Source organism: Pseudomonas sp. MUP55, assembly GCF_034043515.1.
Classification (GTDB): domain Bacteria; phylum Pseudomonadota; class Gammaproteobacteria; order Pseudomonadales; family Pseudomonadaceae; genus Aquipseudomonas.
Map to the genome: position 1 here is coordinate 2687781 of NZ_CP138214.1, position 24828 is coordinate 2712608.

The following is a 24828-nucleotide window of genomic DNA, read 5'->3' on the forward strand; positions in this document are numbered from 1 at the left end:
GCTGCTTCTCAGCTAGAACGCGTATTCCAGCGCACCCATCACCGACGCCTGCAAGCGCTGCTCCACAATCGCGCGCTTGCCTGCCTTGTCCGCCAGATACTGCACATCCAATAACGTCGAGAAGCGCGTGTTTTCGTTGATCGGCACGCTCCGCATCAGGCGGTTCATCCAGGTTAGAAATTCAAGCGTTTGAGGGGCGATTGCATGCGTTTGAAGGCGTAGCCTGAAGCACTCAGGCCATTGATCTGGCGGCTGACGGTGTCGCCCAGGCCGTAGCCGCTGCCGGCCACGACCGCGTGGGCGTTATCGACGGGCAGCAGGATGTAGTCGGTCAACGGCTCATCGTGCAGTTGGCCGCGCACCACCAAAAAACCTTCTTCCAGGCGCACGCTGATGCCGCTCACCGGTGCATCGGGCTCGTGGGTGTTGAGCACCTCGTAGGTGCCGACGGTGTCTGCCCACGCCATGGGCAGCGGCGGTGGCTCAATGCGTTCGCCCACGGCAAGGCGCTGGCCATGGCTGCGCACGGTGAGGATCTGGCGGCCTTGTACCCGGACCACGTCCAGCTGCACACGGCCCAGTTCGCCAAGGTCCTTGAGCCAGAAGCCGAGAATTTTCTTTTGCGCGCGCAACCAGCCCTGATCGTCGCGCAGCAGCTCGAAGTCGCACCCGCCCAGTTCGCCGGAGAGGCGCCCGTGATCATCCCTGATACGGAACACGCCCCAGGAAGTCGCATAAAACCCGGCCAGGCGCTTGCGGTCGACCGCCGCCGACACCTGGCGCAGCTTGAGGCCGTGGCTCGGTGCCTGGCAGTCGTCGGCGCACACCGACTTACCGGTCTGCGCCTTAAGCATCAGGCGCAGGATGTCGGTGGACAACGCCACCACCATGTCTTGGGCATTGCTGTCGTTGGCCATGATGATCACGGCCAGTTGCTCGTCCGGCAGCACGCTCAATTGCGCGGCGAAATCATCACCGCCACCGCTGTGCTGATAGGCACGGATGCCGGGGCCGACAGGCTCATCACCGCACGGCGCGAGAAACCAGCCCAGGCCCATCTGGCAATCAAAATCCAGGGCGTTGCCGGTGTTCTGCTGGGTGAACATCTGGTCAATCGAAGCGCTGTTGAGCACCCGATTGCCTTTGTAGACACCGTTGGCGAACAGCATTTGTACGTAGTGGCTGAGGTCCTTGGGGCTGGCCCACAGGCTCCCGGCGGCGAGGTCACGTATCTGCGCGTCGTTGCTGGCCTTGCCCTCTTCGTAGCCCAGGGCGCGGTAGTTCAGTTGTGCAGCGGTGCCGACAAAGCTCGACTGGTTCATCTCCAGAGGCTTGAGCAGGCTGCTCTGCAGTTGCGCCTCGAAGCTTTTGCCGCTGCTGCGCTCGATCGCCGCCCCCAGCAGGGCATAGCCCAGGTTGGAGTAAGCCACCTGGGAACCCGGTGGGCTGCTCAGCCACACGCCGGAAACGCGCTGCGGCATCTGGCCCATGGCGTAAGTGCTGTGCAGGTCGCGCAGATGTTCGCTGGGCAAGCCGGATTGATGGCTGAGCAAACGGCGCACGGTGATCGCACGATCCGCCTCGTCCTGGTCGCTGTGGAACCGCGAACGCACATGGAACTCGCGCAAGGTGTGCTGCAGCGGAGCGTCCAGCGCCAGGCGCTGTTGCTCCACCAGTTGCAGTGTCGCCGTGGCGGTGAGCAGCGTGGAGATACCCCCGGCGCGAAAGGCCGTGTTGGGCGTCACCGGCACGCCATGGGCCTTGTCGGCCAGGCCGAAGCCGCTGGCCCAGATCAGTTGCTGGCCGTGGACCGGGGCAATCGACAAGCCCGCCACATTGTCCCGGGCCATCTCCCGCGGAATACGGCTTTGCAGGTAGCGGATGATGGTGGCGTAATCGCCTTTCTGAATCGACGGCGGGGCTGGCGCTTGCCCCTGGCAACCGAGGGTGCCCAACAGGCAACCCAGCAGCGGTATACCGCGTAGCGTGCGAAACATGACGAGCATCCGAAGGGTGGTTTGGAGGCTCGAATGCTAAGGCCGTGGCGGCGCGCAATCTTTGAGTGCTTTGTCGGGAAACTGTCAAAGACTGTTAACGCAAATGCGGCGGGCGTGGACTGTTAAGCGTTGCATCAAGGTCGCTGGTTACTGCCCCTGGAAGCGTATTTCCCGATAGCGCGGCACTGCCAAGTGCCAGGCAATGTTGCCGCGCCATTGGTTATGCAGGGCTTGAGCACAAGTCATCGCTTGCTCCTGAGCGCGGGTATCATAGCCCAAGGCGTTCAGGTGTGCGGGCAGCTCCGCTTGTGCCGCTGCGAACCTTTTTGCCCACTGTCCGATGCGTTGTGACACTTCGTTTGCGGCTTGCAGCGCCGAATAGCCTTGGGTGTGTCTTAGGTGAGTCAGTAAGTTGTAGATGTCTTCATCAGGGTCTTCCATGATCTGAAAAGACAGTAAATCGTTAACCGCCTTGAGTAGATTCAGGGCCAGGCTTCGCAATTCCTGCCAGGGGGAGCTGTAGTACAGCGCTGAGGATAAGTGAACGTTTTGCACCCAATAGGTGAACTCCAGGCAGACTTGAAAGCCTCCAGCGTTTTGCCAGAGGGTTTCATAACCTTCTACCCCGGGTTGCGAGTGGTGGATGCGATGCATCAATGCGGTAGTGCAGGGCACCAGGTATGTTAGGTATTGCTCGGCAACTCGCTGTTTCCAGAGCGCAGGCATCAAGCGTGAAGCACGTCGCATGATATCTGCAAGGGCGCAGGCCAACGGTTCTCGGGACGTGGTGGTGCGTGAGAAAGCACTGGCGTAGACATCACGAATCACGCGCTCGAGGGCTTCCGGGTCATTGCAATCTTCGTCGGCAAGATCGTCCTGGCAACTGAACCAGCCCACCAGATCAGAAAGAATGAGCAATAATTCAAGCGGCGCATCACTCCACATGTAACCGGCGTAGGTACCGGGAATGTAAATATCCAATAGATGGGCCGTACGAGGTGTGTTGTCCAACCCCATGTTCCTGAGCCACTGGCGTGTGTGCTGCTGAGCCTGCTCCGTAAAAGGGCTAAGAGGAAAATCCGCCGTCTCAAGCTCAACAGGTAAATGAAAGGGGGCAATGGTCGGCTGGGCGAGATGCGGCCCGCCCTTTTCGTGGGCGCGTCGGTTTGCCCCAATGGCTGCTGGTTGCTTATTGAGATTAATCGGTGTTAATGGGGCTTTCATAGGACAGTGTGTCGTCGAGTAGGGCGGTGACGTTAGTGTTCAGTACTCAATATAGGTCGGTTGAACGCAAGGCTTATATGTATTTGGAATTAGTGTGCCGAAAGTTATAGAATTTTGACTGTGTCATTTAGTTGAGTTTTCGCGGGAAAAGTCTAGTGTTCAGATAAGCGTCAATGGTGCTTTCGTAAAGCAGTGGCCTGCGAGTAGTTGAAGGTCTTTACGCGTGAATAGCGTCGCGGAAGAAGGAGAGAGTAAACGCTCTCAGACTATCAACAACGAGGCCTGTAAGATGATTCATTCCTGCTTGTCATTCGATGGTAAGTGGTACTTAAACGCCAGAGCCCAGTGGTTTGAGCCCTTCAGGTATCAAGAACGCGTCCCTGGAAAACTTGTGCGAACAGAACTCACATGGGCGCTCTCAGCGCTGTACGGTTTACCTTCCGCCCAGACTCACGCCCTCTGTGCGGCCATCGAAGAAATGAACCTTTCGTCACTGATACATGACGATTTGCTTGACGGTGACGCGTTACGCCGCGGGATCCCTGCAGTATGGAAGCATTATGGTGCAGAGGTCGCATTGGTGTCGGGAATGTTCGGTTACCTGGATGGCCTTCGAATCCTGACTGAGCTCAATGATCTAAACGTGGTACGTGCCGGTATACAAAGCCTTGAGCAGCTGCATGTAGGGCAATACCTTGATGCCAAGGTAAGTGCCGGTAATACGTTACCCACCCTTGAAGAATATGGGCGTATTGCGCAAGCCAATACGGGCTGTTTTTTTGTATTTCCGTTAAAGGCTTGTCAATGTCTAAAGCTGTTGGAACCCAAGACGTATTCGCTGCTCAAACGCATGATGTTGCTGATGGGTATCTACTACCGTTACACCAACGATTATTGTGATATCAATCATATTCCGCATTTCGAAAAGAAAGGATTCGCTATGGATTTGGAGGGAGGGCCGAAGTCTTTCCTGATGATCCTGGCAGGTAAGGCATTAATAAAAGGCTCGCTCACTTCAGAGCAGAAAAAACAGATCATCCGCAGTTATGGAGACGCCGGTGTATTTGACGCTGCCCTGCGCTTGATGGAGGATACTTATGGGCAGCTTTTGCGCTATCTAGATGCTATCAAGCAACGAAATAGCACAGTCGATATTCATGCGCTGGAACGGTTTTTACTCAGTATCCATTTCCAACCTGAGCCGGATGACGATTACTACAAACAGGTACTCAGATAAAGTCGAACGTCGCAGACAGTGGTGGCCGCGACGTAGGGGTATACCTTCGTTGGTTATTGACCCAGCGCGCTCAAAATCTCATAAGCGAGCTTCACCCGCTCGGCATTCGGGTAGTTCCTGTTGGCCAGGACCACCACGCCGATGTCCCTGCTCGGGACATACGCCACGTAGGCGCCAAAACCGTTGGTGGAGCCGGTCTTGTTGTAAAGCACATTGGCCGGCTGCGCCTGCGCCGGTTTCAGCCAGCTGACCGTGTGCGGCTCCATTGCCATCGACGTTGAGTTGCCGTCGATCAACGCTTGCAGGGCGATGGGGTAGGGGTAGCGTTCCCAGCCCAGGCCCTGGGTCATGCCGTCAACGGTGTAGTAGCCGGTGTGGGTGGTGGCGATCGCCTGCTGCAGCGGTTGGCTCAGGGTTTCGGGGTGCATGTTCAGCATCACGTAGTGCGCCAGGTCCTGGGTGCTGGTCTTGATGCCGTAGGCTTCGCTGTCGAGTGCGCCTGCGCCCACGCGCACGGGTTTTTCCAGTTTGTCGTAGCCTTGTGCATAGCGGCTGAGCTTGCCTGTGGGTACGTTGACGTGAGTGTCCTTCAAGCCCAGCGCCGGGAGCAGGGTTTGCTCCATGGCGACGTTGAACGGCTGGCCCAGGCTCTTGGCCGCGAGGTAGCCGAACAGGCCGATGCTCGGGTTGGAATAGAGGCGTCGCGTGCCGGGGGCGTCGGTGGGTTGCCAGTGCCTGTAGTAATCGAGCATGGTCGCGGGGCTGTCGGCCGCCTCGGGAAATTGCAGCGGCAGGCCGCCCGGTGTGTAGGTCGCCAGTTGCAACAGGCTGATGTGGTCGAACGCGCTGCCGGCCAGCTCCGGCCAGTGCTGGCTGGCGTTATCTGACAGCTTGAGCTTGCCGCGTGCCAGGGCATAGCCGCCGAGCGTCGAGGTGAAGGTCTTGGTCACCGAGCCGACTTCGAACAGGGTGTCTTGCGTCACCGGCTGCTTGCCCTCCCTGGAGGCGACGCCGTAGTTAAAGTATTGCGCCTGACCGTTTCTCACCACGGCCACCGACAGCCCGGCGATGCCCTGTTGTTGCATCAGCGGTTGGACACGGCTGTCCACGACCTGGCGCAGGTCGGTGGCAGCCATGCTCGGGCCGGCGACCAGCAGTAACGCGCAAGCCATTAGCTTTAGGGGGCTGTGACTGAATTCTTGGTGCATAGTGGTTTCGCTTCCATGTAATCGATTGAGTAGGGCTGAGAGCCTGCGCGGGCGCCGCCAATTTAGGCTTGAAGCGAACTGGGTACAAACGATGATATCTTGCACGAGCCATTAGAAAAGCTAGGGTCAACATGCTGCGCTCCCATCTGCCCCTCAACGCCCTGCGCGCCTTCGAGGCCTCCGCCCGGCACCTGAGCTTCACCCGGGCTGCCATCGAGTTATGTGTGACTCAGGCGGCAGTCAGTCATCAGGTCAAAAGCCTGGAGGCGCAACTCAATGTCACCCTGTTCAAGCGCCTGCCGCGCGGGCTGATGCTCACCCGTGAAGGCGAAACCCTGTTGCCGGTGCTGCGCGAGTCGTTCGACCGCATCGCCCATACCCTGGGCCAGTTCGAGGCCGGGCATTACCGTGAAGTGCTGGCGGTAGGCGCGGTGGGTACTTTTGCCGTGGGCTGGCTGTTGCCGCGCTTGCCGGATTTCCAGAGCCGCTACCCGTTTATCGACCTGCGCCTGTCCACCCACAACAACCGCGTGGACGTGGCCGCCGAAGGCCTGGATTACGCGATCCGTTTTGGCGCCGGCGCCTGGCACGGCACCGAGGCCTGCCAATTGCTGGCAGCACCGCTCAGCGTGCTCTGCGTGCCGCACCTTGCCGAGCAGTTGCACACGCCGGCCGACCTGTTGAAACACACGTTGCTGCGTTCGTACCGCGCCGATGAATGGAGCCTGTGGTTCCAGTCCGCCGGACTGCCGGCGGACACCCTGGTGCCGCGCAGCATCGTGTTCGATTCGTCATTGGCGATGATGGAAGCAGCGCTGCAAGGCGTGGGCGTGGCCCTTGCGCCGCCGACGATGTTTTCACGGCAACTGGAAAGTGATGTGATCCGCCAGCCATTCGAGGCGGGGATTACCACCGGCAGTTACTGGCTGACACGCTTGCAGTCGCGGGCCGAGACGCCGGCGATGCTGGCGTTCAAGGCGTGGTTGCAAGCCAGTGCGGGCTGAGGTGGGCAACCCTGGCTAAGAAGCAGCAGCGCTAACCTGTGGCGAGGGAGCTTGCTCCCGCTGGGCCGCGAAGCGGTCCCAAACAATGGGACTGCTGCGCAGTCCAGCGGGAGCAAGCTCCCTCGCCACGGGTACGATGTTCGCTTTTACTGACGGGCATCGGGGCAAGCACCCCTCCCACCGTTTGATTGTGTCTAGGCGAGGTACTTGCGAAACCATCCCAGGGTTCGTTCCCAGGCCAGGTTCGCCGCCGCTTCGTCATAACGCGGCGTCGAATCGTTGTGAAAGCCGTGGTTGGCGCCCTTGTAGATAAACGCCTCGTAGGTCGTACCCGCAGCCTTCAGCGCCTGTTCATACGCTGGCCAACCCTCATTGATGCGCGCATCCAGCTCACCGAAATGCAGCATGATCGGCGCCTTGATGCGCGGCACGTCCTTGGCCTCGGGCTGGCGTCCGTAGAACGACACGGCCGCGCCCAATTCCGGGTAGGCCACCGCCGCCGCATTGGTCACGCCGCCGCCATAGCAGAAACCGGTGATGCCGACTTTGCCGGTGCTGCTGTCGTGGTGCATCAACCACTCGATGGCGGCGAAGAAGTCGTTCATCAGCTTGGTCGGGTCGACGGTCTGCTGCAGGGCCACGCCTTTTTCGTCGTTGCCGGGGTAGCCGCCCACCGATGTCAGTCCGTCCGGTGCCAGGGCGATGAACCCGGCCTTGGCCAGGCGCCGCGCAACGTCTTCGATATACGGATTAAGGCCACGGTTTTCATGCACCACCACCACCGCGGGCAATTTGCCGGCGGCCTTGGCCGGACGCACCAGATAGCCGCGTACCGTGCCATTGCCCTTGGGCGATGGGTAGGTGATGTAGTCGGCGACGATATCGGGATCGGTGAATTTCACCTGTTCGGCGAGGGCGTAGTTGGGACTCAGGGCGGCGAGCAGGGCCGAGGCGGTCAGGCCGCCGAAGGTAAACAGCGCGGCGCGGTCGAGAAATTCGCGGCGGTTGAGCTTGCCGTGGGCGTAGCCGTCATAGAGTTCCAGCAGTTCGGGCGCAAAGTCTTTGGCGGTCAGACGAGTCATCGGTGCAGTCCTCGATCAGCGGTTGCGTCAATGTAGTTAAGGTTCAGTCCGTGCGGCCATGGGCGGCGGCGGCCAGTTGGCCGGTGTCGACCCGCACGAACACCGAGTCGCCAACGGCCGTGAGCACCTCGCCGGCATAGACTTCGCAGATCACCCGCGTCTTGCGCGCCACCTCGCCCTCGACCCGGGCGCGCAGGGTCAGCGTGACGCCCATGGGGGTCGGCTTGATGAATTTGATCCCCAGGTTACCGGTCACGCAGTCGATGCGCGGCAGGCTGCCGGGTTCACGCTGTTCGGCGCGGTAGTGGTAGGCCATGGCGGTCCAGTTGGAGTGGCAGTCCACCAGCATGGCGATCAGGCCACCGTAGACCAGGTCCGGCCAGCCGCTGTATTTGGACTGCGGCAGATGTTCGGCGACGACGTGGACACCATCGTCGTGCCAACGACTCTTGATATGCAGGCCGTGGGAGTTGCTGGCGCCGCAGCCGTAACAGATGCCTTCGGGTGCGGTGATGTCCTGAAGCGAAGCGCTGTGCATGCAAAGTCCTTGTGAGAGCAGGGGCGACACTTCTGTTTAGCAGGCCTTGGGCCGTGACGCTAGCGCGCGAACCGCTTTGCACCGGCCACGCAGCCGATGACCGCGACGGTGACCAGCAGCATGCCGAGGCTGACCTGCTCATGCAGCAGGCCCGCCGCCAGCGCCAGCCCAAAGAACGGTTGCAGCAACTGCAACTGGCCGACCGCGGCGATGCCACCCTGGGCCAGGCCGCGATACCAGAACACAAAGCCGATCAACATGCTGAACAGCGCGACATACCCCAGGCTCAGCCAGGCCGGCAGGCTGATGCCACTGAACGACGCGGGCGCCAGCAGCAGGCTCAACGGCGCGACGACGGGCAACGACACCACCAGCGCCCAGCAAATCACCTGCCAGCCCCCCAGGCTGCGCGACAGCTTGGCGCCTTCGGCATAGCCTAAACCGCACACCAGCACCGCCAACAGCATCAGTACGTCGCCTGCGGGCGCGGCGCTCAGGCCCTGGGCGAAGGCGTAACCCATCACCAGCGCACTGCCCGCCAGCGAAAACAACCAGAACACCGCACGCGGTCGCTCACCGCCGCGCAGCACACCGAAGATCGCCGTCGCCAGCGGCAGCAGGCCGATAAACACGATGGAGTGCGCGGAGGTCACGTACTGCAGCGCCAGCGCAGTCAGCAGCGGAAAGCCGATTACCACGCCGAACGCGACGATGATCAAGGGCGCCCATTGCGCGCCGGTGGGGCGTTTTTCCTTGAACAACCGCAATAGGCACAGGCCCAGGATGGCCGCCAGCGTGGCGCGCAGCATGGTGAGGAACACCGGGTCGAATTCCATCACCGCCACGCGCGTGGCCGGCAACGAACCGCTGAAAATCACTACGCCGATAAAGCCGTTGATCCAGCCCTGAGTGCTGCTGTCCAGGGTGCCGAGGGGGGAGGAGCGTTCCATGGGGGCTGTCCGAAAAAGGGAAGTTGCGTGCAGGCCATCCTAGGGTTGAAGATTGTGACAATCAAAAAATTGTCATGGATACATCTACGATGCCGCGCGCCCGCTACAAGTCGCTGGTCGACACCTTCGCCGAGGACATCCGTTCGGGAAAGCTGCCGCCCGGCACACGCCTGCCCACGCATCGCCAACTCGCCGCCGAGCATGGCCTGGCACTGGCCACGGCGAGCCGCGTGTACACCGAGCTGGAAGCGATGGGGTTGGTCAGCGGCGAAACCGGGCGTGGCACCTTTGTGCGCGAAATCGCCTTGCCGCCGGGGCAGGGCAGTGGGCAGATGCCCGTCGCGGCGGGCCTGCTCGACCTGAATTTCAATTACCCGTCCTTGCCCGGCCAGGCAGAGCTTTTGCGCAGCGCGCTGCGTCAGTTGGCGTTGTCTGGCGACCTGGAGGCGCTGCTGCGCTACCAGCCCCATGCCGGCCGCCTGCACGAGCGCGCGGCGGTGGCGCGGCACCTGTTGCATCGCGGGCTGGCGGTGCAGGCTGAACAGGTCCTGATGACCAGCGGTGCCCAGCATGGCCTGGCGGTCGCCATGATGGCGTTGCTCAAGCCCGGCGATGTGGTTGCCGTCGACGCCTTGACCTATTCGGGCTTCAAGGTACTGGCCGAGACCCTGCACCTGGAAATCGTCGCCATCCCGGCCAGCGCCAACGGCCCGGACCTGGATTACCTGCAGGCCTTGTGCCGCAGGCGCACGGTGCGCGCGGTCTACAGCATGCCGACCCTGCATAACCCGCTGGGCTGGGTCATGAGCCTGGCGCAACGCGAGCAACTGGTGGCGATTGCCCGGCAGCACCAGCTGATGATTATCGAAGACGCTGCCTACGCCTTCCTTGCCGAACACGCACCGCCGCCGGTGGCGAGTTTGGCGCCGGAGCGCACCGTGTACGTCGGTGGGTTTTCCAAGAGTGTCGCCACTGGCCTGCGCGTGGGTTTTATCGCGGCGCCACCGGCTTGGGTCAAGGCGTTGGAACGCACGGTCATGGCCACCACCTGGAACGTGGCGGGGGTGATGAGTGCGCTGGCCGTGGCCTGGATCGAAGATGGCACTGTCGCGCAACTGGAGGCGCAAAAGCGCGAGGACGCCCAGGCGCGGCAGCGCCTGGCTGCGCAGGTGCTGAACGGGCTGAGCTATATCAGTCATCCCTCGTCGTATTTTCTGTGGCTGCCGCTGGCGCAAGAGGCACGCGCCGATCAGGTCGCCATGAGCCTGCAGCGCGAGGGTATCTCGGTGTCCACTGCCGAGCCCTTCGCGGTCTCGGCCCATGTGCCCCATGCGTTGCGACTGGCGTTGGGGTCGGTGTCGATGGCGGCGTTGCGCGAGGCGTTGATCAAAGTGCGCAAGGTGGTGCAATGGTGAGCCGTCGCTGAACGGCTCACCGGCAAGGGTCAGTATTTGTAAGCCTGGCGCCCGATCAGCAGCCATTTGCCGTGCTGCTTCTGCCAGACCTGGAAGTTATCGATGTCGGTCGGCACTTCGACACCACTGTTCACCGCCAGCGCGTGGAAGTGGTTGCGCACCAATGCGGTATCGCCGTTCAGGGTGATGCTCTGGTTCTGCATTTCCAGTGTCTTGAACGCGCTCTTGTGGGTTTCCAGGTCTTCGATGAACTGCGCCTTGTTCTGCACCTTGCCGCTGGAGTGGCCGTAGGTGAGGGTGTCCGCAGTCAGCGCGTGAAGCTGCTTGAGGTCCAGGTGCAACATGGCCTGGGTCAGTTGATCCACCGCCTGGGCCACATCCTTCTCGGCGGGTGCCGGTGCGGCTGCGACGTAGCCGGAGAACAGGCACAGAAAACCGATCAGCGCTTTGACGTTTTGCATGGGTAATTCCTTATTGTTGTGGGGACGACATGACGAGGTCTGTCGTCGTACAACCATGCATTAAATAAGCAGGCAAAGAAAAGGGGGAGCTGGAAATATTCTGAAATTACTTGGCTATCGAGTTGGAGTTCGGCCGAACGTGTGGGAGGGGGGTAAGCCCCAATGCCAGTCAGTCAAGGCCTGTGGCGAGGGAGCTTGCTCCCGTTACAGATCGTTCCCACGCTCCCGCGTGGGAATGCCTCCTGGGACGCTCCGCGTTCCGCCAACAGCTGCAGGGGTGACGCAGAGCGTCACGGGCTGCGTTCCCACGCGGAGCGTGGGAACGATCACTCCTGCATGGGGCTGTGATCAGCTGGCTGACAACGGCGGCGTGCGCGGTGGGATCATGCGTTTGCTGCCGGTGGCTTCAAACGCCGAAGCAAAGCGCAGCAGCGCCGAATCGTCGTAGGCACGCCCGGCAAACGTCAGCCCGACCGGCATGCCGATGTCCGCCATCACGCCCATCGGCACGGTGACGGTGGGCACGCCGAGGTGGCGAATGGCGAGGTTGCCGTTGGCCACCCAAACCCCGTTGCTCCAGGCAATGTCGGCGCTGGCTTCGTTGACATCGGCATCGGCCGGGCCGACATCGGCCACGGTCGGAAACAACACCGCGTCGAGCCCCAGGTCGCTCATCCAGTCTTCCAGGTCCAGTCGGCGGGTTTGCTCCAGGCCGCGCAAGCCGTCGGGCAGGGTGCTGATCTCGTTCCACGGCGTGATACCGCGCTGGGCCATGCGCACGTATTCGTCCATGCCGGCGGCCAGGTCGTCTTCGCGGTTGGGCAGGGTGCCGGGGTCGTGGGGGAAGATTTTCGGGCCATCGACATCCGCCAGGCGGTTCAGCGCCGGGTCGCCGTTGGCGCGCAGGAAGTCATCGAACGCCCAGGCCGACAGTTCCCACAACTCATTGTGCAGGAACTGCTTGGACACCAGGCCACGGTTGAACACCGTGGGCGCGCCGGGGCGGTCGCCTTCGCAATTGGACACCAAGGGGAAGTCCACTTCGATGACTTCGGCTCCGGCGGCTTCCAGCGCCTTGCGCGCGGCTTGCCACAGCTCGATCACCGAGGCACGGGTGTGGATTTTCTGCCCGGTCGGCCCGCCAATGCCGGGCTTTTCACTGGTGCCGGCCTCGGGGTCGGCGTTGATGTACATGCGCGGCACGCCGAAGCGTTTGCCGGCCAGAGCCGCGCTGCCTGCGGCGAGTTCGGCGTAGGACGCCGGGCGTACCGAGCTGACGCTGGGGATCGGCACCCAGGGCTGCAGGCGCCACAGGTCGCCACGGGTGTCCGGGTCTTCGGCCACCACCACGTCTAGCACTTCCAGCAGGTCGGCCATGGTGCGCGCAAAGGGCACCACCACGTCCATGGTCGGGGTCAACGGCCAGTTGCCGCGTACCGAAATCACCCCACGGGAAGGCGTGTACGCACACAAGCCGTTATTGGAGGCCGGGCCGCGACCGCTCGACCAGGTTTCTTCGGCCAGGCCAAACGCGGCGAAGCTGGCTGCCGTCGCCGTACCGGCGCCGTTGGACGAGCCGGAGGCGAACGGCGCGGTGAGGTAATCGGCGTTGTAAGGGCTTTCGGCACGGCCATAGACGCCACGTTGCATGCCGCCGTTGGCCATGGGCGGCATATTGGTCTTGCCCAGGCAGATAGCGCCACCGGCCCGCAAGCGCTCGATGGTGAAGGCATCACGGTGGGCGACCAGTTTGGCGAACGCCGGGCTACCGGACGCGGCGGTCAGGCCCTTGACCAGGTAACTGTCCTTGGCGGTATAGGGAATGCCGTCCAGCGGCCCCAACGTCTGGCCGTTCGCCCTGCGTGCATCGGACGCCTCGGCTTCCTTCAACGCGTCGGGGTTGCGCACCACCACGGCATTGAGGGCGGTAGCGGTCTGCGGGCCGTCATAGGCCTCGATTCGCGCAAGATAAGCCTGGACCAGTTCAACGGCAGTGGTCTGGCCGGATTCAAGCGCAGCGCGCAATTGGGCAATGGAAACTTCGGTAACGTGCATCACTTTTTTTTCGCCGCCTTCAGGTGGGGGTATGGCGGCAGTCTACGTACAGATATTTGCGAGTGCCAGCTTACTGCTATGGTAAGCGGCTTGATCATCCACATCGCGCTCCAAGGAGGAGAACATGCCCAGACCCTATATCGCCCTGGCCGGATTGCTCGGGTTTTCGTTGTACACCGCCGCCACGATGCTGACGGCCGAGCAATCGCTGATCGCGTTTGGACAGGAATTGATGTCGCGGCCGGATACCGCGCAGGTGGTGATCGACCTCTACCTGATGGCGATACTGGCGTGTGTGTGGATGTACCGGGATGCGCGGAGCAAAGGGCGCTCGGTGGCTTCAGTGCTGCCCTACTTTTTGCTGACGGCGGTGTTCGTTTCCGTGGGGCCGCTGCTGTATATCGTCGTCAATGGTTTTACACGACGCACCGAACGCTAGAAACCTGTGTGGCACTTGCTCCTGATGCCACTTAGTTAAGCCGAACACCGCTCCTGTGGCGAGGGAGCTTGCTCCCGCTGGGCCGCGAAGCGGCCCCAAACAATGGGCCTGCTGCGCAGTCCAGCGGGAGCAAGCTCCCTCGCCACAGGTAGGGTGTAGGCCTTGACTGACTGGCATCAGGAGCAAGCTCCTCCCGCAGGGCTCAGATGCCTTTGGTCGACGGCAGGAAGATCGTCAGGATGCCCGTCAACGGCAGGAACGAGCAGATCTTGTACACGTATTCGATACCGTGGTTATCCGCGAGCAGGCCCAGCAATGCCGCACCGATCCCGCTGAAACCGAACATCAGGCCGAAGAATATCCCGGCGATCATGCCGACATTGCCCGGCACCAGTTCCTGGGCGAATACCACGATGGCCGAAAACGCCGAGGCGATGATGAACCCGATGACCACGCTGAGCACGGCGGTCCAGAACAGATCGACGTAGGGCAGGGCGAGGGTGAACGGTGCGGCGCCGAGAATCGAGAACCAGATGACTTTCTTGCGGCCGATCCGGTCGCCGATCGGCCCGCCGGCAAAGGTACCCACGGCCACTGCGCCGAGGAACAGGAACAGGTACATCTGGGAACCGGCGACCGACAGCTGGAATTTTTCGATCAGGTAGAACGTGAAGTAGCTGGTCAGGCTGGTCATGTACCAATACTTGGAGAACACCAGCAGCGCCAGCACCACCAGGGCGAAGGTCACCCGGCCCTTGGACAGACCGTGAGTCGGCTTGCTGCCTTGCTTGAGCTTGAACAGGTTGAGGTGGTGGCGGTACCAGCGGCTCAAGCCATACAGCACCAGGATTGCGAATACCGCAAACAGGCCGAACCAGGCGATGTGGCTTTGGCCGTAGGGAATGATGATGGCCGCCGCCAGCAACGGGCCGAACGCACTGCCGGTGTTGCCGCCGACCTGGAACGTCGACTGCGCCAGGCCGTAGCGCCCGCCCGAGGCCAGGCGTGCCACGCGGGAGGTTTCCGGGTGAAAGGTCGACGAGCCGACACCCACCAGCCCCGCCGCCAGCAAAATGGCCGGGAAGCTGCCGACAAACGCCAGCATCAGAATGCCGACCAGGGTGCACACCATGCCGGCGGGCAACAGCCAGGGCTTGGGATGACGGTCGGTGTGGTAACCGATCCAGGGTTGCAGCAGCGATGCGGTCAGTTGGAAGGTCAGGGTGATCAGGCCGACCTGGGTGAACGTCAGGCCATAGTTGGCCTTGAGCATCGGGTAGATCGATGGCAGCACGGCCTGGATCAAGTCGTTGATCAGGTGCGCCAGGGCGCAGGCGCCAAGCACCCGCATGACCAACGGGCTTATCTGTGGGGCAGTGGTTGCAGCAGCGGGTGTCGCGGTGAGGGTCGACATGCAGGCATTCCATACAAGGCAGCGAACAGGGCCAGACACTACGTGAACTGCCAGCCCATTTCTAATTGTTTCAGGAGCTATGCTAGCCTGATCCTGGATCAACTGGCCATCCTGCCGGTGCCGCTGTTATCAAAGGCGCAGCCTGCCAACCTGCGTATCGACCCCATCCGCTCAAGTAGCGCTGCTGGTCACAGGCGCAGGCCGGGGGTGGCGTGACGCCAGGTACGCCAGCAAGGTGGCGACCCCCAGCAATGCCGCGCTCAGCTCGAACGTCGCCTGGTAGCCGCGCAGGTCGAAGGCCACGCCGCCGACCGTGGCGCCCGCAGCAATCGCCAGTTGGATGATGGCCACCATCAACCCGCCGCCGGCCTCGGCGTCGTCAGGCAAGGTGCGCGACAACCACGTCCACCAGCCCACCGGTGCGGCGGTGGCCACCAGGCCCCAGCTGCCCAGCAACACGCTGGTCATGATGGTCGAACCGCCGAACTCCACCAGCGCCAGCGCGATGCCCGCCATGATCACCGGGATGGCGATCAGCGTCGGGTACAGGTTGTGCTTGAGGAAGCGTTCAATCAGGAACGTACCCGTAAGGCCGGCCAGGCCAAGCACCAGCAGCATCAACGACAGCGTGGTCACGTCGACCCGGGTGACGCTTTCCAGGAACGGCCGCAGGTAGGTGAACAGCATGAACTGGCCCATGAAGAACACGCTCACGGCCACCATTCCCAAGGCCACTGCCGGGTTTTTCATCAAGCGCAGCACGTTGGCGGATTTGGTCTCGGTCGGGTTTTTCAGGGCGGGAAGGCTCACCAGCAGCCACACCAGTGCAATCACGGCCACCGGCACCACGCAGAAAAACGCCCCGCGCCAGCCGATGATCCCGCCGAGAAAGCTGCCCAGCGGCGCCGCGATCACCGTCGCCAGGGCATTGCCGCCGTTGACGATGGCCAAGGCACGCGGCACCTGGGCCTCTGGCACCAGGCGCATCGCCGTGGCCGCCGACAGTGACCAGAAGCCGCCAATCGCCACGCCGATCAACGCACGCCCGAGCATGAACACCAGGTAGTTCGGCGCGAACGCCACCACGCTGCCCGAGACAATCATCAAAAGCGTCAGCGCCATCAACAGGCGTTTGCGGTCCACCCGTGCGGCAACCGAGGCGATCACCAGGCTGGTGAGCAGGGCAAACACCCCGGACACCGAGATGCCTTGCCCGGCCTGGCCTTCGGTGATGTGCAGGTCGGCGGCCAGCGGCGTCAGCAGGCTCACCGGCATGAACTCGGAGGCTACCAGGGCGAAGGCCGCCAGTGACATGGCCAGCACGGCGCCCCAGTGTTGGGTTTGAACAGTCTTGGACATTACTTCAAATGGCTCTGGAAGAAGGAGGTGAGCTTGGCGAACGGGATCAGGCCGACCCGGTCGTAGAGATCGACGTGCCCTGCGTTCGGGATAATCAGCAACTCCTTGGGCTCGGCGGCGCGCTGGTAGGCGTCTTCGCTGAATTCACGGGAGTGAGCGTCAGCCCCGGCAATCAGCAGCAGCGGGCGTGGGGAAATCGTCTCGATGTCGTTGAAGGGGTAGAAGTTCATGAACTTCACGTTGCTGGTCAGCGTCGGCCGGGTGGTGGTCAGCTTGGATGCGCCGGCCGGGGTGACTTCGCCACGCGGGGTGCGGTAGAAGTCGTAGAACTCATCGCCCACGGCGTTGCCGGTGAGGGTTTGTGGCGTGCCGCCGGTGTAGACGGTGTCGCCGCCCTGGAACTCGACATAGCGTTGGTTGGCCGCCTCGCGCAGGATCTGCTGGCGCTGCTGCAGGGTCACGCCGTGCTTGAGGCCGTTGCGGTTGGCCGCGCCCATGTCATACATGCTGACGGTGGCGATGGCCTTGATGCGCGGGTCGATCTTCGCCGCGCTGATCACGAAGCTGCCGCTGCCACACACGCCGATGGCGCCGATACGTTCACGGTCGACCAGCGGGCGGGTGCCGAGAAAGTCCACGGCGGCGCTGAAGTCTTCGGTGTACATGTCTGGGAGCACAGCGTTGCGCGGCGTGCCGGCGCTTTCGCCCCAGAACGACAGGTCCAGGGACAGCGTGACAAAGCCCTGTTCGGCCATTTTGGTGGCGTAGAGGTTGGCGCTTTGCTGGCGCACGGCGCCCATCGGGTGGCCGACCACAATCGCCGCGTTCTTGGAGCCGGCGGCAAGGTTTTTAGGCGTGAACAACGTGCCGGCAACCTTGAGGCCGTATTGATTGTTGAAGGTGACGTTCTCGGCTGTCACCTTGTCGCTTTTGTAGAAGTTGTCAGCACCGTTGGACATATCGGCTCCTAATGAGGAAAGGGAGGTCACCAGCAAACCCAGCGCGAGCAAGAGGCGTTTCATAGGAATGTTCCTTGTGAAGTGTCCGGGCATTTTCCCCATGGCAGCAGTGCTTCTGTAGTGCATTTGAGTGGATTACTTGCCTGATCCTCTGAGTTTCATAGTCTGACGAAGACGCAAGGAACAGGCGCAGGTAAAGTCCGCTCAAGAACAGTTAAGTGAAAAATTGAAAGGGGCCGCCATGTCGACCAATCAATCCGCGCTGGACGCGCTGACCGACTGCATCGGTGCTCGCGTCCCGTCGCCCGGCGACTTCCCGATGCCGATTGCCGGTCTTGGGTTCTATCGCCGCGAACAGCCGGCCGCACCGGTGGTGTGCATGGTCGAGCCGAGCATCGTGCTGGTGGTGCAGGGCGAGAAGCAGTTGTGGGTCGGCGGCGAAGGCTATACCTACGACACGTCGCGATTTTTGCTGACGTCGCTGGATATTCCGGCCAATTCCGAAGTGCTGGTCGCCAGCCCCGAGCAGCCGTGCCTGGGGCTGATGTTCAAGCTGGACCTGCGCATGCTCGCCGAACTGATCGCCCAGGGCGACCTGCCGCCCACGCGCGAGCGCGCGATGATGAAGGGAGTGGGCATCGGCACGGTCACCGACGGCATGCTGACGGCGTTCGTACGGCTGGTGGCGCTGCTCGATGAGCCTGAAGCGATACCGGTGCTGGCGCCGTTGATCCAGCGCGAGATTCACTACCGCTTGTTGAAGAGTGACCAGGCTGGCCGGCTGCGCCAGATCTGTTCGGTGGACGGGCAGGGCTATCGGATCGCCAAGGCCATCGATTGGCTGAAATTGAATTTCGATACGGCACTGCGCGTGGAAGAACTGGCCGCGCGCGTGCAAATGAGTGCGGCAACCTTTCACCATCACTTTCGGCAGCTCACCTCGATGAGTCCGTTGCAATATCAGAAATGGTTGCGCTTGAACGAGGCGCGACGCTTGATGTTGAACGAGCACCAGGACGTGTCCAGTGCCGCGTTCAAGGTCGGCTATGAAAGCCCGTCGCAGTTCAGCCGTGAGTACAGCCGGCTGTTTGGCGTGCCGCCCAAGCGCGACATGGCCGCGCTGCGGGGCAAGGCGTAATACCAAGGCTATTTGTAGGAGCGAGCTTGCTCGCGAAGCACTCAGCCCTCCCGCTTTTATTCAGAATGAACGCGTTGCCTGGACGTTTTTCGCGAGCAAGCTCGCTCCTGCATGACTGGTCGGGTGTCAGTGGTCTGCCGGGGCCAGGTTAGCGTAGAAGATGCAGCCGATCAGCCGTGCGAACAGGCTCAGGGTTTCCGGCAGGTTGGGGTCGTCGAACAGCATCGCACGCGAATCCAGCGCGCACAGCGCACCGAACAGGCGCCCGTCGGGCAGGAAGATCGGCGCGCCGGCATAGCTCTCAATGGCGTATTGCTTGACCACCGGGCGCGAGGCAAAGCGGCCGTCCTGGCTGATCTGCGGCACGAACAAGGCTTGAGGGTCGATGCAGAACTCACTGCACAGGGTGGTTTCCAGGTCGAGTACGTCATCGACGTGGATGCCCATTTGCATGGGGTCGTAGGCGGAGCAGACCACCCATTCCAGGTCGGTGAATTTGGCGATGCCGGCAAAACGCATTCCGGTCAGGCGGGTGACCAGTTTAAGGATGTTGGTCGTCGCTTCGATTTCTGCAATGGCGGCGCGCTCGTCGGCGCTCAGTAGCGATTGGGCAGGGGTGACGCTTGAATCCATGTGAGCACTCCAATGCGTGGTCGCGGGCAGCGACCACGCACAGTCAGGTGTTAATTAATCCGCGGGTGCTGCTGCACCAGGTTCTCCCGCTTGGCCTGGAGCGCGGCAATTTCGGCGTCGATGTCTTCAATCTTCTGCTCGATATTGTCGTGGTGCTCCTGCAACAGCTCCTTGGCTTCCTCCATGTCGGAAGCTGCCGGGGCCGCGCCGCGCAGGGGTTTATTCGCGGTTTCCTTCATCGTCAGGCCAGTGACCAGGCCAACCACAGCGAACACCATCAGGTAGTAAGCGGGCATGTACAGGTCATTGGTGCTTTCCACCAGCCAGGCCACTGCCGTTGGCGTAATACCGGCGATCAATACCGACACATTGAACGCGCTGGCCAATGCACTGTAGCGCAGATGGGTAGGAAACATAGCCGGCAGCGTGGAGGCCATCACGCCGATAAAGAAGTTCAGCACGATGGCCAGGATCAGCAGGCCGCTGAAGATCAGGCCGGTCTTGCCGCTGGTAATCAACATGAAGGCGGGGATGGACAGGCACAACAGGCCGATGCTGCCGGCGATGATGAAGGGCTTGCGACCGATCTTGTCGCTGACAAAACCGATGAACGGCTGCACGAACAGCATGCCGACCATGATCGCGATGATGATCAGCACACCGCTGTTTTCGGCGTAGTGCAGGTTGTGCGACAGGTAGCTGGGCATGTACGTGAGCAGCATGTAGTAGGTCACGTTGGTGGCCGCGACGATACCGATGCAGGTCAGCAGGCTGCGCCAGTGCTTGGTGGCGATCTCCTTGAACGACACCTTGGGGCCATGGCTCAGACCTTCGCGGTCGCCTTGTTCGAGCTTGTCCACGTGTTGCTGGAATGCCGGGGTCTCTTCCAGCGCGTGGCGCAGGTACAGGCCGATGATGCCCAATGGCAGTGCCAGGAAGAACGGCAGGCGCCAGCCCCAGTCCTCGAAGTCCGCCTCGCCGAGCACGGTGGAAATCAGCACCACCACGCCGGCACCGAGTACGAAGCCGGCAATCGAGCCGAAGTCCAGCCAACTGCCGAGGAACCCGCGCTTGCGGTCCGGGGCATATTCGGCGACGAAGATCGACGCGCCGGTGTACTCACCGCCCACCGAGAAACCCTGGGCCATTTTGCACAACAGCAACAGGATCGGCGCCCAGATGCCAATGGATGCATAGCCGGGAATCAGGCCGATGGCGAAGGTGCTCAGGGACATGATCACGATGGTGGCGGCCAGGACTTTCTGCCGCCCGTACTTGTCACCCAGCGCGCCAAAGAACAGGCCGCCCAATGGACGAATCAGGAAGGGCACGGAGAAGGTGGCCAGGGCAGCGATCATTTGTACGCTGGGGGACGCGTCGGGGAAGAACACCTTGCCCAGCACATAAGCGACGAACCCATAGACGCCAAAGTCGAACCATTCCATGGCATTGCCCAATGCGGCGGCGGTGATCGCCTTGCGCATCTTGTTGTCGTCGACAATGGTGATGTCGTTCAAACCAATGGGTTTGACGCGTTTCTTACGTAATTTCATGCGGGCCACTCTAGAAGCTGAACGGGGAGGTGCCATCGCCGCGATGGCACCACTCTGTCACTTCAGATACAAGCGGATACGAAATAATTCACCCACTGGGCTACTTTTTCTCGAATTAACCAAATGTCGTTCTGCGAGCCACCTGGAAACTCCAATGTGGGAGGGGGCTTGCCCCCGATAGCGGTGTGCCAGTCAGCATATTTGAAGCTGACCCACCGCCATCGGGGGCAAGCCCCCTCCCACATTGTCCAGCTGTGTGCCTACAGGGCCTGTACTTGCTGGTTAAACTGGGTTCGCAGCGTTATGCGCCCAATAGGAGCGTCATGTGTATGCCAAACAACCCTTCACGCCTCATCTACCGCCAACCACAGCCTGCTGACATCGGGCGATTATTCGCGATCTTCGGCGACCCGCAGACCAATCTGTTCAATCCTTCCGGCCCCATGGTCAGTATCGATGACGCCCAGCGCCTGCTGGATCGCTGGCTCGACCAATGGTCTGCCCTGGGCTATGGCTGGTGGGCGATTGCGCGGCGTGAGGCGCCCGAGTACATCATCGGTTTTGGCGGCATTGCGCCGCTCAACTACCTGACGGTGCCGCGCATCAACCTCGGTTATCGCTTCGCGGTCGAGGCCTGGGGGCAGGGCTATGCCACCGAGGTGGGGCGCGACGCCCTGGTGCTGGCGTTTGAAACATTGGGCTTGCCGGAGGTTTTCGGGCTGGTTCGACCGGACCATGCCGCCTCGATCCGAGTGTTGGAGAAGATCGGCATGCAGCCATTCGGCGTGCTGGAGGATGTGCCCGGGAAAGCGCCAAGCCTGGTGATGCGCATTAGTCATCCTACAACTACCGACTTCTGACATTTTCTACACCTTCGCAAATCCTCGCTGACGGCAATCTTTCAGATTGACACTGTTCAAACACCTCGATATAAAAGCCACAGTTGTACGACGACATATGACGTTACATATGTCCTACCTAACAAAAATAAAAAGTGATGCCATGAATCTGAACGAGCCCATCAGTGCCCATCGTGTTGGCCAGGCGGTCGGCAGCTATCGCTGGACGATCTGCGCGATGCTGTTTTTCGCCACCACCGTCAACTACCTCGACCGCCAGGTGCTCAGCCTGCTGGCGCCGCAACTTTCCACGCAATTTGGCTGGAGCAACACCGATTACGCCAACATCGCGGCGGTATTTCAGTTCGTCTACGCGATTTCCATGCTGTTTGCCGGCCGGTTCGTCGACAAGATCGGCACCAAGGCCGCCTATGTAGTGGCCATCGGCATCTGGTCCACCGGCGCGATCATGCATGCGTTCTCGGTGCAGATGGGCGAGGGCATTGCAGCGGTCAGCAGTGCCATCGGCCTGGCGGTGATTCCGGTGTCGATTGCCGGTTTCATGTTGTCACGCGCGGTGCTGGCGATTGGCGAGGCGGGCAACTTTCCCATCGCGATCAAGGCCACGGCCGAGTACTTCCCCAAGAAAGAACGCTCCTTCGCCACCGGTATCTTCAACTCCGGCGCCAACGTGGGCGCGATCCTGGCGCCCATCTGTGTGCCATTGATCGCCGGCATGTGGGGCTGGGAAGCCGCCTTCATGGTTATTGGCATGCTCGGCTTCATCTGGGTGGCGGTGTGGGCCGCGGTGTACGAAAAACCCGAGCAGCAAAAGCGCCTGTCGGCCGAAGAACTGGCCTACATTCGCAGTGACCAGACGGTACAGCCGTTCACACCAGCCCCTGCTGGCGCCCCCGCGAAAAAAGTCTCGTGGTTCAAGTTGCTGACCTATCGCCAGACCTGGGCCTTTGCCTTCGGCAAGTTCATGACCGACGGGGTGTGGTGGTTCTTCCTGTTCTGGCTGCCCACATACCTGGCGGCGCAGTACGGCATGAAGGGCGCCGATATCGTGATGCCACTGGCGGTGCTCTACAGCATGACCATGGTTGGCAGTATCGGTGGCGGCTGGTTTCCCAGCTACTTCATGGCGCGCGGCGACGCGCCTTATGACGGCCGCATGAAAGCCATGTTGGTGATCGCGCTGTTCCCGCTGGTGGTGTTGCTGGCGCAGCCGTTGGGCTACATCAGCTTCTGGGTACCGGTATTGCTGATCGGCGTGGGCGCGTCGGCGCACCAGGCGTGGTCGTGCAACATTTTCACCACGGTGTCCGACATGTTCCCGCAGAAAACCGTCGCGTCGGTGGTGGGTATCGGCGGCATGGCCGGGGGGTTGGGCGGGGTAGTGATGACCAAGATCGGCGGCTGGGTATTTGACTACTACAAGTCCATCAATGACATCCACACCGGCTACATGATCATGTTTGCCATCTGCGCCCTGGCGTACCTGGTGGCATGGAGCGTGATGAAGACCCTGGTGCCGCGCCACAAGGAAATCACCGATCTCTGAGTGGATGGGCCGGAGCGGGCAAGCCGCTCCGGCCCTATCGGTCTACTGATTACGCGTGACTCGCCAGACCGTGTTGGCCAAGTCATCGGCAATGATCAGCGCGCCTTTGGGGTCCACCGTCACACCGACTGGACGACCACGGGTCTTGCCATCGTCGCCGCGAAAGCCGGTGGCGAAATCCACAGGTTCACCGGCCGGTTTGCCGTTGCTGAACGGCACGAAGATCACCTTGTAGCCCACCGGGTTATCGCGGTTCCAACTGCCGTGTTCGCCAACGAATACTCCGTCGGCGAATTTTTCGCCCATGGCCGGGATGGAAAAATCCACACCGAGTGCCGCAACGTGCGAGCCCAGGCTGTAATCGGGCTTGATCGCCGCAGCCACCTTGGCCGGGTTTTGCGGCTGCGCACGCGGGTCGACGTTCTGGCCCCAGTAGCTGTAGGGCCAGCCGTAGAAGGCGCCTTCGCGCACCGAGCTGAGGTAATCCGGCACCAGGTCCGGGCCCAGTTCATCGCGCTCGTTGACCACTGTCCACAATTGCCCCGTGCCCGGCTGGATGCTCAGCGCGGTGGGGTTGCGCAGGCCGGTGGCGTAAGGCTTGTGCGCGCCGGTGGCGGCGTCGATCTGCCAGACCATTGCGCGATCGATCTCCACTTCCATGCCGCGCTCGGTGATGTTGCTGTTGGAGCCGATGCCTACATACAACTGGCGTCCGTCCTCGCTTACCGCCAGGGACTTGGTCCAGTGGTGATTGATCTGCGCGGGCAGGTCAGTGAGTTTGCTCGGGGCGCCGCTGGCTTTGGTCTGGCCTTCGGTGTAGTCGAAGCGCACCAGCGCGTCCTGGTTGGCCACGTAGATTTTGCCGTCGGCGTAAGCCAGGCCATAGGGCGCGTTGAGGTTTTCGGCGAACACGGTCTTGAGTTCATAAGTGCCGTCACCGTCGGCATCGCGCAGCAGGGTGATGCGGTTGCCACTCTTGACCTTGGTGTTGCCCTCGGCCTTGATCAGGCTGGCGATCACGTCCTTGGGCTTGAGCTTGGCCGCACTGCCGCCACGACCTTCAGCGACGAGGATGTCGCCGTTGGGCAGTACCAGGGTTTGACGCGGAATCGCAAGATCGGTGGCGATGGCGGTGATGCTGTAGCCTTCCGGCACCTTGGGCTTCTGGTCGCCCCAGGCGGCGGGTTCGGCGATCTTCATGCTCGGCAGCAGGCTGCTTTGTTGAGCCGGCAACTTGGGGTCGGGGCCATGGACCTGGGTATTGTCGCCTTCGCCGCCACACGCTGTGAGTAACAGCGCTGCGCTCAGCAGGGTCAATGCGGGGGTGGTTTTCATTGGGTAGCTCCCGAACGCAGGTTAGTCAGGCCGATCCACGTGGCCACTACGGCCAGCAGCGTGACGATCGCCGACAGCACCAGACCGGTCGGCATCATGGCGTAGGCATCCTTGGCGTGCTGGAAAGCGTTGATCAGGCCCAGCACCCAGGCGGCCAGCAACAACAGGAAGTAGGCGACAGGGCGCCCGGCCTTGCGTTCGGCGCGCACCAGATTGACCAGGGCGAACAACAGGGCAAACCCACTGAACACCAGCGCGCCGGCGATCAGCCAGGAGGCGAAGTTGGCCCATTGAATCTGGTAGGTCTGGCCGTAGGCAATGTCGCTGAGCAGGGCGCCCAGGAACAGCGGCCCGCTGCCGGCGAGCAAGGTCGCATGCAGCGGGCCCGGCGTGCGGCGATAGGCGGTGAGGGTAGTCATGA

General features: G+C 61.7%; 22 protein-coding genes and 1 pseudogene. 7 read left to right on the forward strand and 16 right to left on the reverse strand.

Features of this window, described 5'->3' with window-relative positions:
- Window positions 1–12: 12 nt before the first annotated feature.
- The 3 genes and pseudogenes from SC318_RS12060 to SC318_RS12070 all read right to left on the reverse strand — a co-directional run.
- Window positions 13–150 (reverse strand): annotated as a pseudogene (locus SC318_RS12060) (MipA/OmpV family protein); the annotation flags it as partial.
- Window positions 151–173: 23 nt separating this feature from the next.
- Complete coding sequence (locus SC318_RS12065; RefSeq protein ID WP_320430973.1) at window positions 174–1997, reverse strand: serine hydrolase domain-containing protein; 1824 nt, start codon at window positions 1995–1997, stop codon at window positions 174–176.
- Between the two features lie 147 nt (window positions 1998–2144).
- Complete coding sequence (locus SC318_RS12070) at window positions 2145–3221, reverse strand: terpene synthase family protein (protein ID WP_320430974.1); 1077 nt, start codon at window positions 3219–3221, stop codon at window positions 2145–2147.
- 223 nt (window positions 3222–3444) lie between these two features.
- On the opposite strand from SC318_RS12070, the gene SC318_RS12075 reads away from it, so the two are divergent.
- On the forward strand, window positions 3445–4458 hold the full coding sequence (locus SC318_RS12075; protein ID WP_320430975.1) for a polyprenyl synthetase family protein: 1014 nt from the start codon (window positions 3445–3447) through the stop codon (window positions 4456–4458).
- Between the two features lie 53 nt (window positions 4459–4511).
- On the opposite strand, the gene ampC is transcribed toward SC318_RS12075, so the two are convergent.
- On the reverse strand, window positions 4512–5666 hold the full coding sequence (gene ampC, locus SC318_RS12080; protein WP_320430976.1) for a class C beta-lactamase: 1155 nt from the start codon (window positions 5664–5666) through the stop codon (window positions 4512–4514).
- 131 nt (window positions 5667–5797) lie between these two features.
- Between ampC and SC318_RS12085 the strand changes: the two genes are divergently transcribed.
- On the forward strand, window positions 5798–6670 hold the full coding sequence (locus tag SC318_RS12085; RefSeq protein ID WP_320430977.1) for a LysR family transcriptional regulator: 873 nt from the start codon (window positions 5798–5800) through the stop codon (window positions 6668–6670).
- Between the two features lie 194 nt (window positions 6671–6864).
- Here SC318_RS12085 and yghX read toward each other — a convergent pair whose 3' ends face one another.
- From yghX to SC318_RS12100, 3 genes are read right to left on the reverse strand one after another with little or no spacing between them, the layout of a single operon-like run.
- Entirely contained in the window at window positions 6865–7752 is an 888-nt protein-coding gene (yghX, locus tag SC318_RS12090; RefSeq protein WP_306492886.1) for a YghX family hydrolase, read from the reverse strand.
- Between the two features lie 43 nt (window positions 7753–7795).
- The gene (locus SC318_RS12095) at window positions 7796–8290 is read right to left on the reverse strand and encodes a PaaI family thioesterase (RefSeq protein ID WP_320430978.1); all 495 of its coding nucleotides are present in this window, start codon (window positions 8288–8290) and stop codon (window positions 7796–7798) included.
- Between the two features lie 59 nt (window positions 8291–8349).
- Entirely contained in the window at window positions 8350–9240 is an 891-nt protein-coding gene (locus SC318_RS12100) for a DMT family transporter (RefSeq protein WP_320430979.1), read from the reverse strand.
- A gap of 89 nt (window positions 9241–9329) precedes the next feature.
- Here SC318_RS12100 and SC318_RS12105 point away from each other — a divergent pair, with 89 nt between their 5' ends.
- A complete protein-coding gene (locus tag SC318_RS12105; protein ID WP_320431222.1) occupies window positions 9330–10655 on the forward strand; it encodes an aminotransferase-like domain-containing protein in 1326 nt (441 codons plus the stop codon).
- 29 nt (window positions 10656–10684) lie between these two features.
- On the opposite strand, the gene SC318_RS12110 is transcribed toward SC318_RS12105, so the two are convergent.
- Window positions 10685–11116, reverse strand: coding sequence for a nuclear transport factor 2 family protein (locus SC318_RS12110; RefSeq protein ID WP_320430980.1), 432 nt, complete (start codon window positions 11114–11116; stop codon window positions 10685–10687).
- 348 nt (window positions 11117–11464) lie between these two features.
- Window positions 11465–13174 carry an amidase gene (locus tag SC318_RS12115; RefSeq protein ID WP_320430981.1) on the reverse strand — a complete coding sequence of 570 codons (1710 nt, stop codon included), beginning with the start codon at window positions 13172–13174 and terminating at the stop codon, window positions 11465–11467.
- Window positions 13175–13295: 121 nt separating this feature from the next.
- Here SC318_RS12115 and SC318_RS12120 point away from each other — a divergent pair, with 121 nt between their 5' ends.
- Window positions 13296–13610 carry a DUF2834 domain-containing protein gene (locus SC318_RS12120; protein WP_320430982.1) on the forward strand — a complete coding sequence of 105 codons (315 nt, stop codon included), beginning with the start codon at window positions 13296–13298 and terminating at the stop codon, window positions 13608–13610.
- Between the two features lie 202 nt (window positions 13611–13812).
- Here SC318_RS12120 and SC318_RS12125 read toward each other — a convergent pair whose 3' ends face one another.
- The 3 genes from SC318_RS12125 to SC318_RS12135 form a co-directional block, all read right to left on the reverse strand.
- Window positions 13813–15024: an MFS transporter gene (locus SC318_RS12125; RefSeq protein WP_320430983.1), complete on the reverse strand. Its 1212-nt coding sequence runs from the start codon at window positions 15022–15024 to the stop codon at window positions 13813–13815.
- 171 nt (window positions 15025–15195) lie between these two features.
- The gene (locus tag SC318_RS12130) at window positions 15196–16383 is read right to left on the reverse strand and encodes an MFS transporter (RefSeq protein ID WP_320430984.1); all 1188 of its coding nucleotides are present in this window, start codon (window positions 16381–16383) and stop codon (window positions 15196–15198) included.
- Entirely contained in the window at window positions 16383–17405 is a 1023-nt protein-coding gene (locus SC318_RS12135; protein ID WP_320430985.1) for an alpha/beta hydrolase, read from the reverse strand. The genes SC318_RS12130 and SC318_RS12135 overlap by 1 nt, the downstream gene beginning before the upstream one ends.
- A gap of 178 nt (window positions 17406–17583) precedes the next feature.
- Between SC318_RS12135 and SC318_RS12140 the strand changes: the two genes are divergently transcribed.
- Window positions 17584–18480 (forward strand): AraC family transcriptional regulator, encoded by an 897-nt coding sequence (locus SC318_RS12140; protein ID WP_320430986.1) that lies wholly within the window; start codon window positions 17584–17586, stop codon window positions 18478–18480.
- 126 nt (window positions 18481–18606) lie between these two features.
- On the opposite strand, the gene SC318_RS12145 is transcribed toward SC318_RS12140, so the two are convergent.
- Both SC318_RS12145 and proP read right to left on the reverse strand, forming a co-directional pair.
- Window positions 18607–19113, reverse strand: coding sequence for a GAF domain-containing protein (locus SC318_RS12145; RefSeq protein WP_320430987.1), 507 nt, complete (start codon window positions 19111–19113; stop codon window positions 18607–18609).
- A 50-nt stretch (window positions 19114–19163) separates the two neighbouring features.
- Window positions 19164–20666, reverse strand: a complete 1503-nt coding sequence (gene proP, locus SC318_RS12150; RefSeq protein ID WP_320430988.1) for a glycine betaine/L-proline transporter ProP — start codon at window positions 20664–20666, stop codon at window positions 19164–19166.
- A gap of 329 nt (window positions 20667–20995) precedes the next feature.
- On the opposite strand from proP, the gene SC318_RS12155 reads away from it, so the two are divergent.
- Both SC318_RS12155 and SC318_RS12160 read left to right on the forward strand, forming a co-directional pair.
- A complete protein-coding gene (locus SC318_RS12155) occupies window positions 20996–21526 on the forward strand; it encodes a GNAT family N-acetyltransferase (protein WP_320430989.1) in 531 nt (176 codons plus the stop codon).
- A gap of 142 nt (window positions 21527–21668) precedes the next feature.
- Window positions 21669–23072 carry an MFS transporter gene (locus SC318_RS12160; protein ID WP_320430990.1) on the forward strand — a complete coding sequence of 468 codons (1404 nt, stop codon included), beginning with the start codon at window positions 21669–21671 and terminating at the stop codon, window positions 23070–23072.
- 42 nt (window positions 23073–23114) lie between these two features.
- Here the strand turns inward: SC318_RS12160 and SC318_RS12165 are convergent, their stop codons facing one another.
- Together SC318_RS12165 and SC318_RS12170 are read right to left on the reverse strand one after the other, a co-directional pair.
- Complete coding sequence (locus tag SC318_RS12165; protein ID WP_320430991.1) at window positions 23115–24407, reverse strand: PQQ-dependent sugar dehydrogenase; 1293 nt, start codon at window positions 24405–24407, stop codon at window positions 23115–23117.
- On the reverse strand, window positions 24404–24826 hold the full coding sequence (locus SC318_RS12170) for a DUF2231 domain-containing protein (RefSeq protein ID WP_320430992.1): 423 nt from the start codon (window positions 24824–24826) through the stop codon (window positions 24404–24406). Before SC318_RS12170 ends, SC318_RS12165 begins: the two co-directional genes overlap by 4 nt.
- Window positions 24827–24828: the final 2 nt, after the last annotated feature.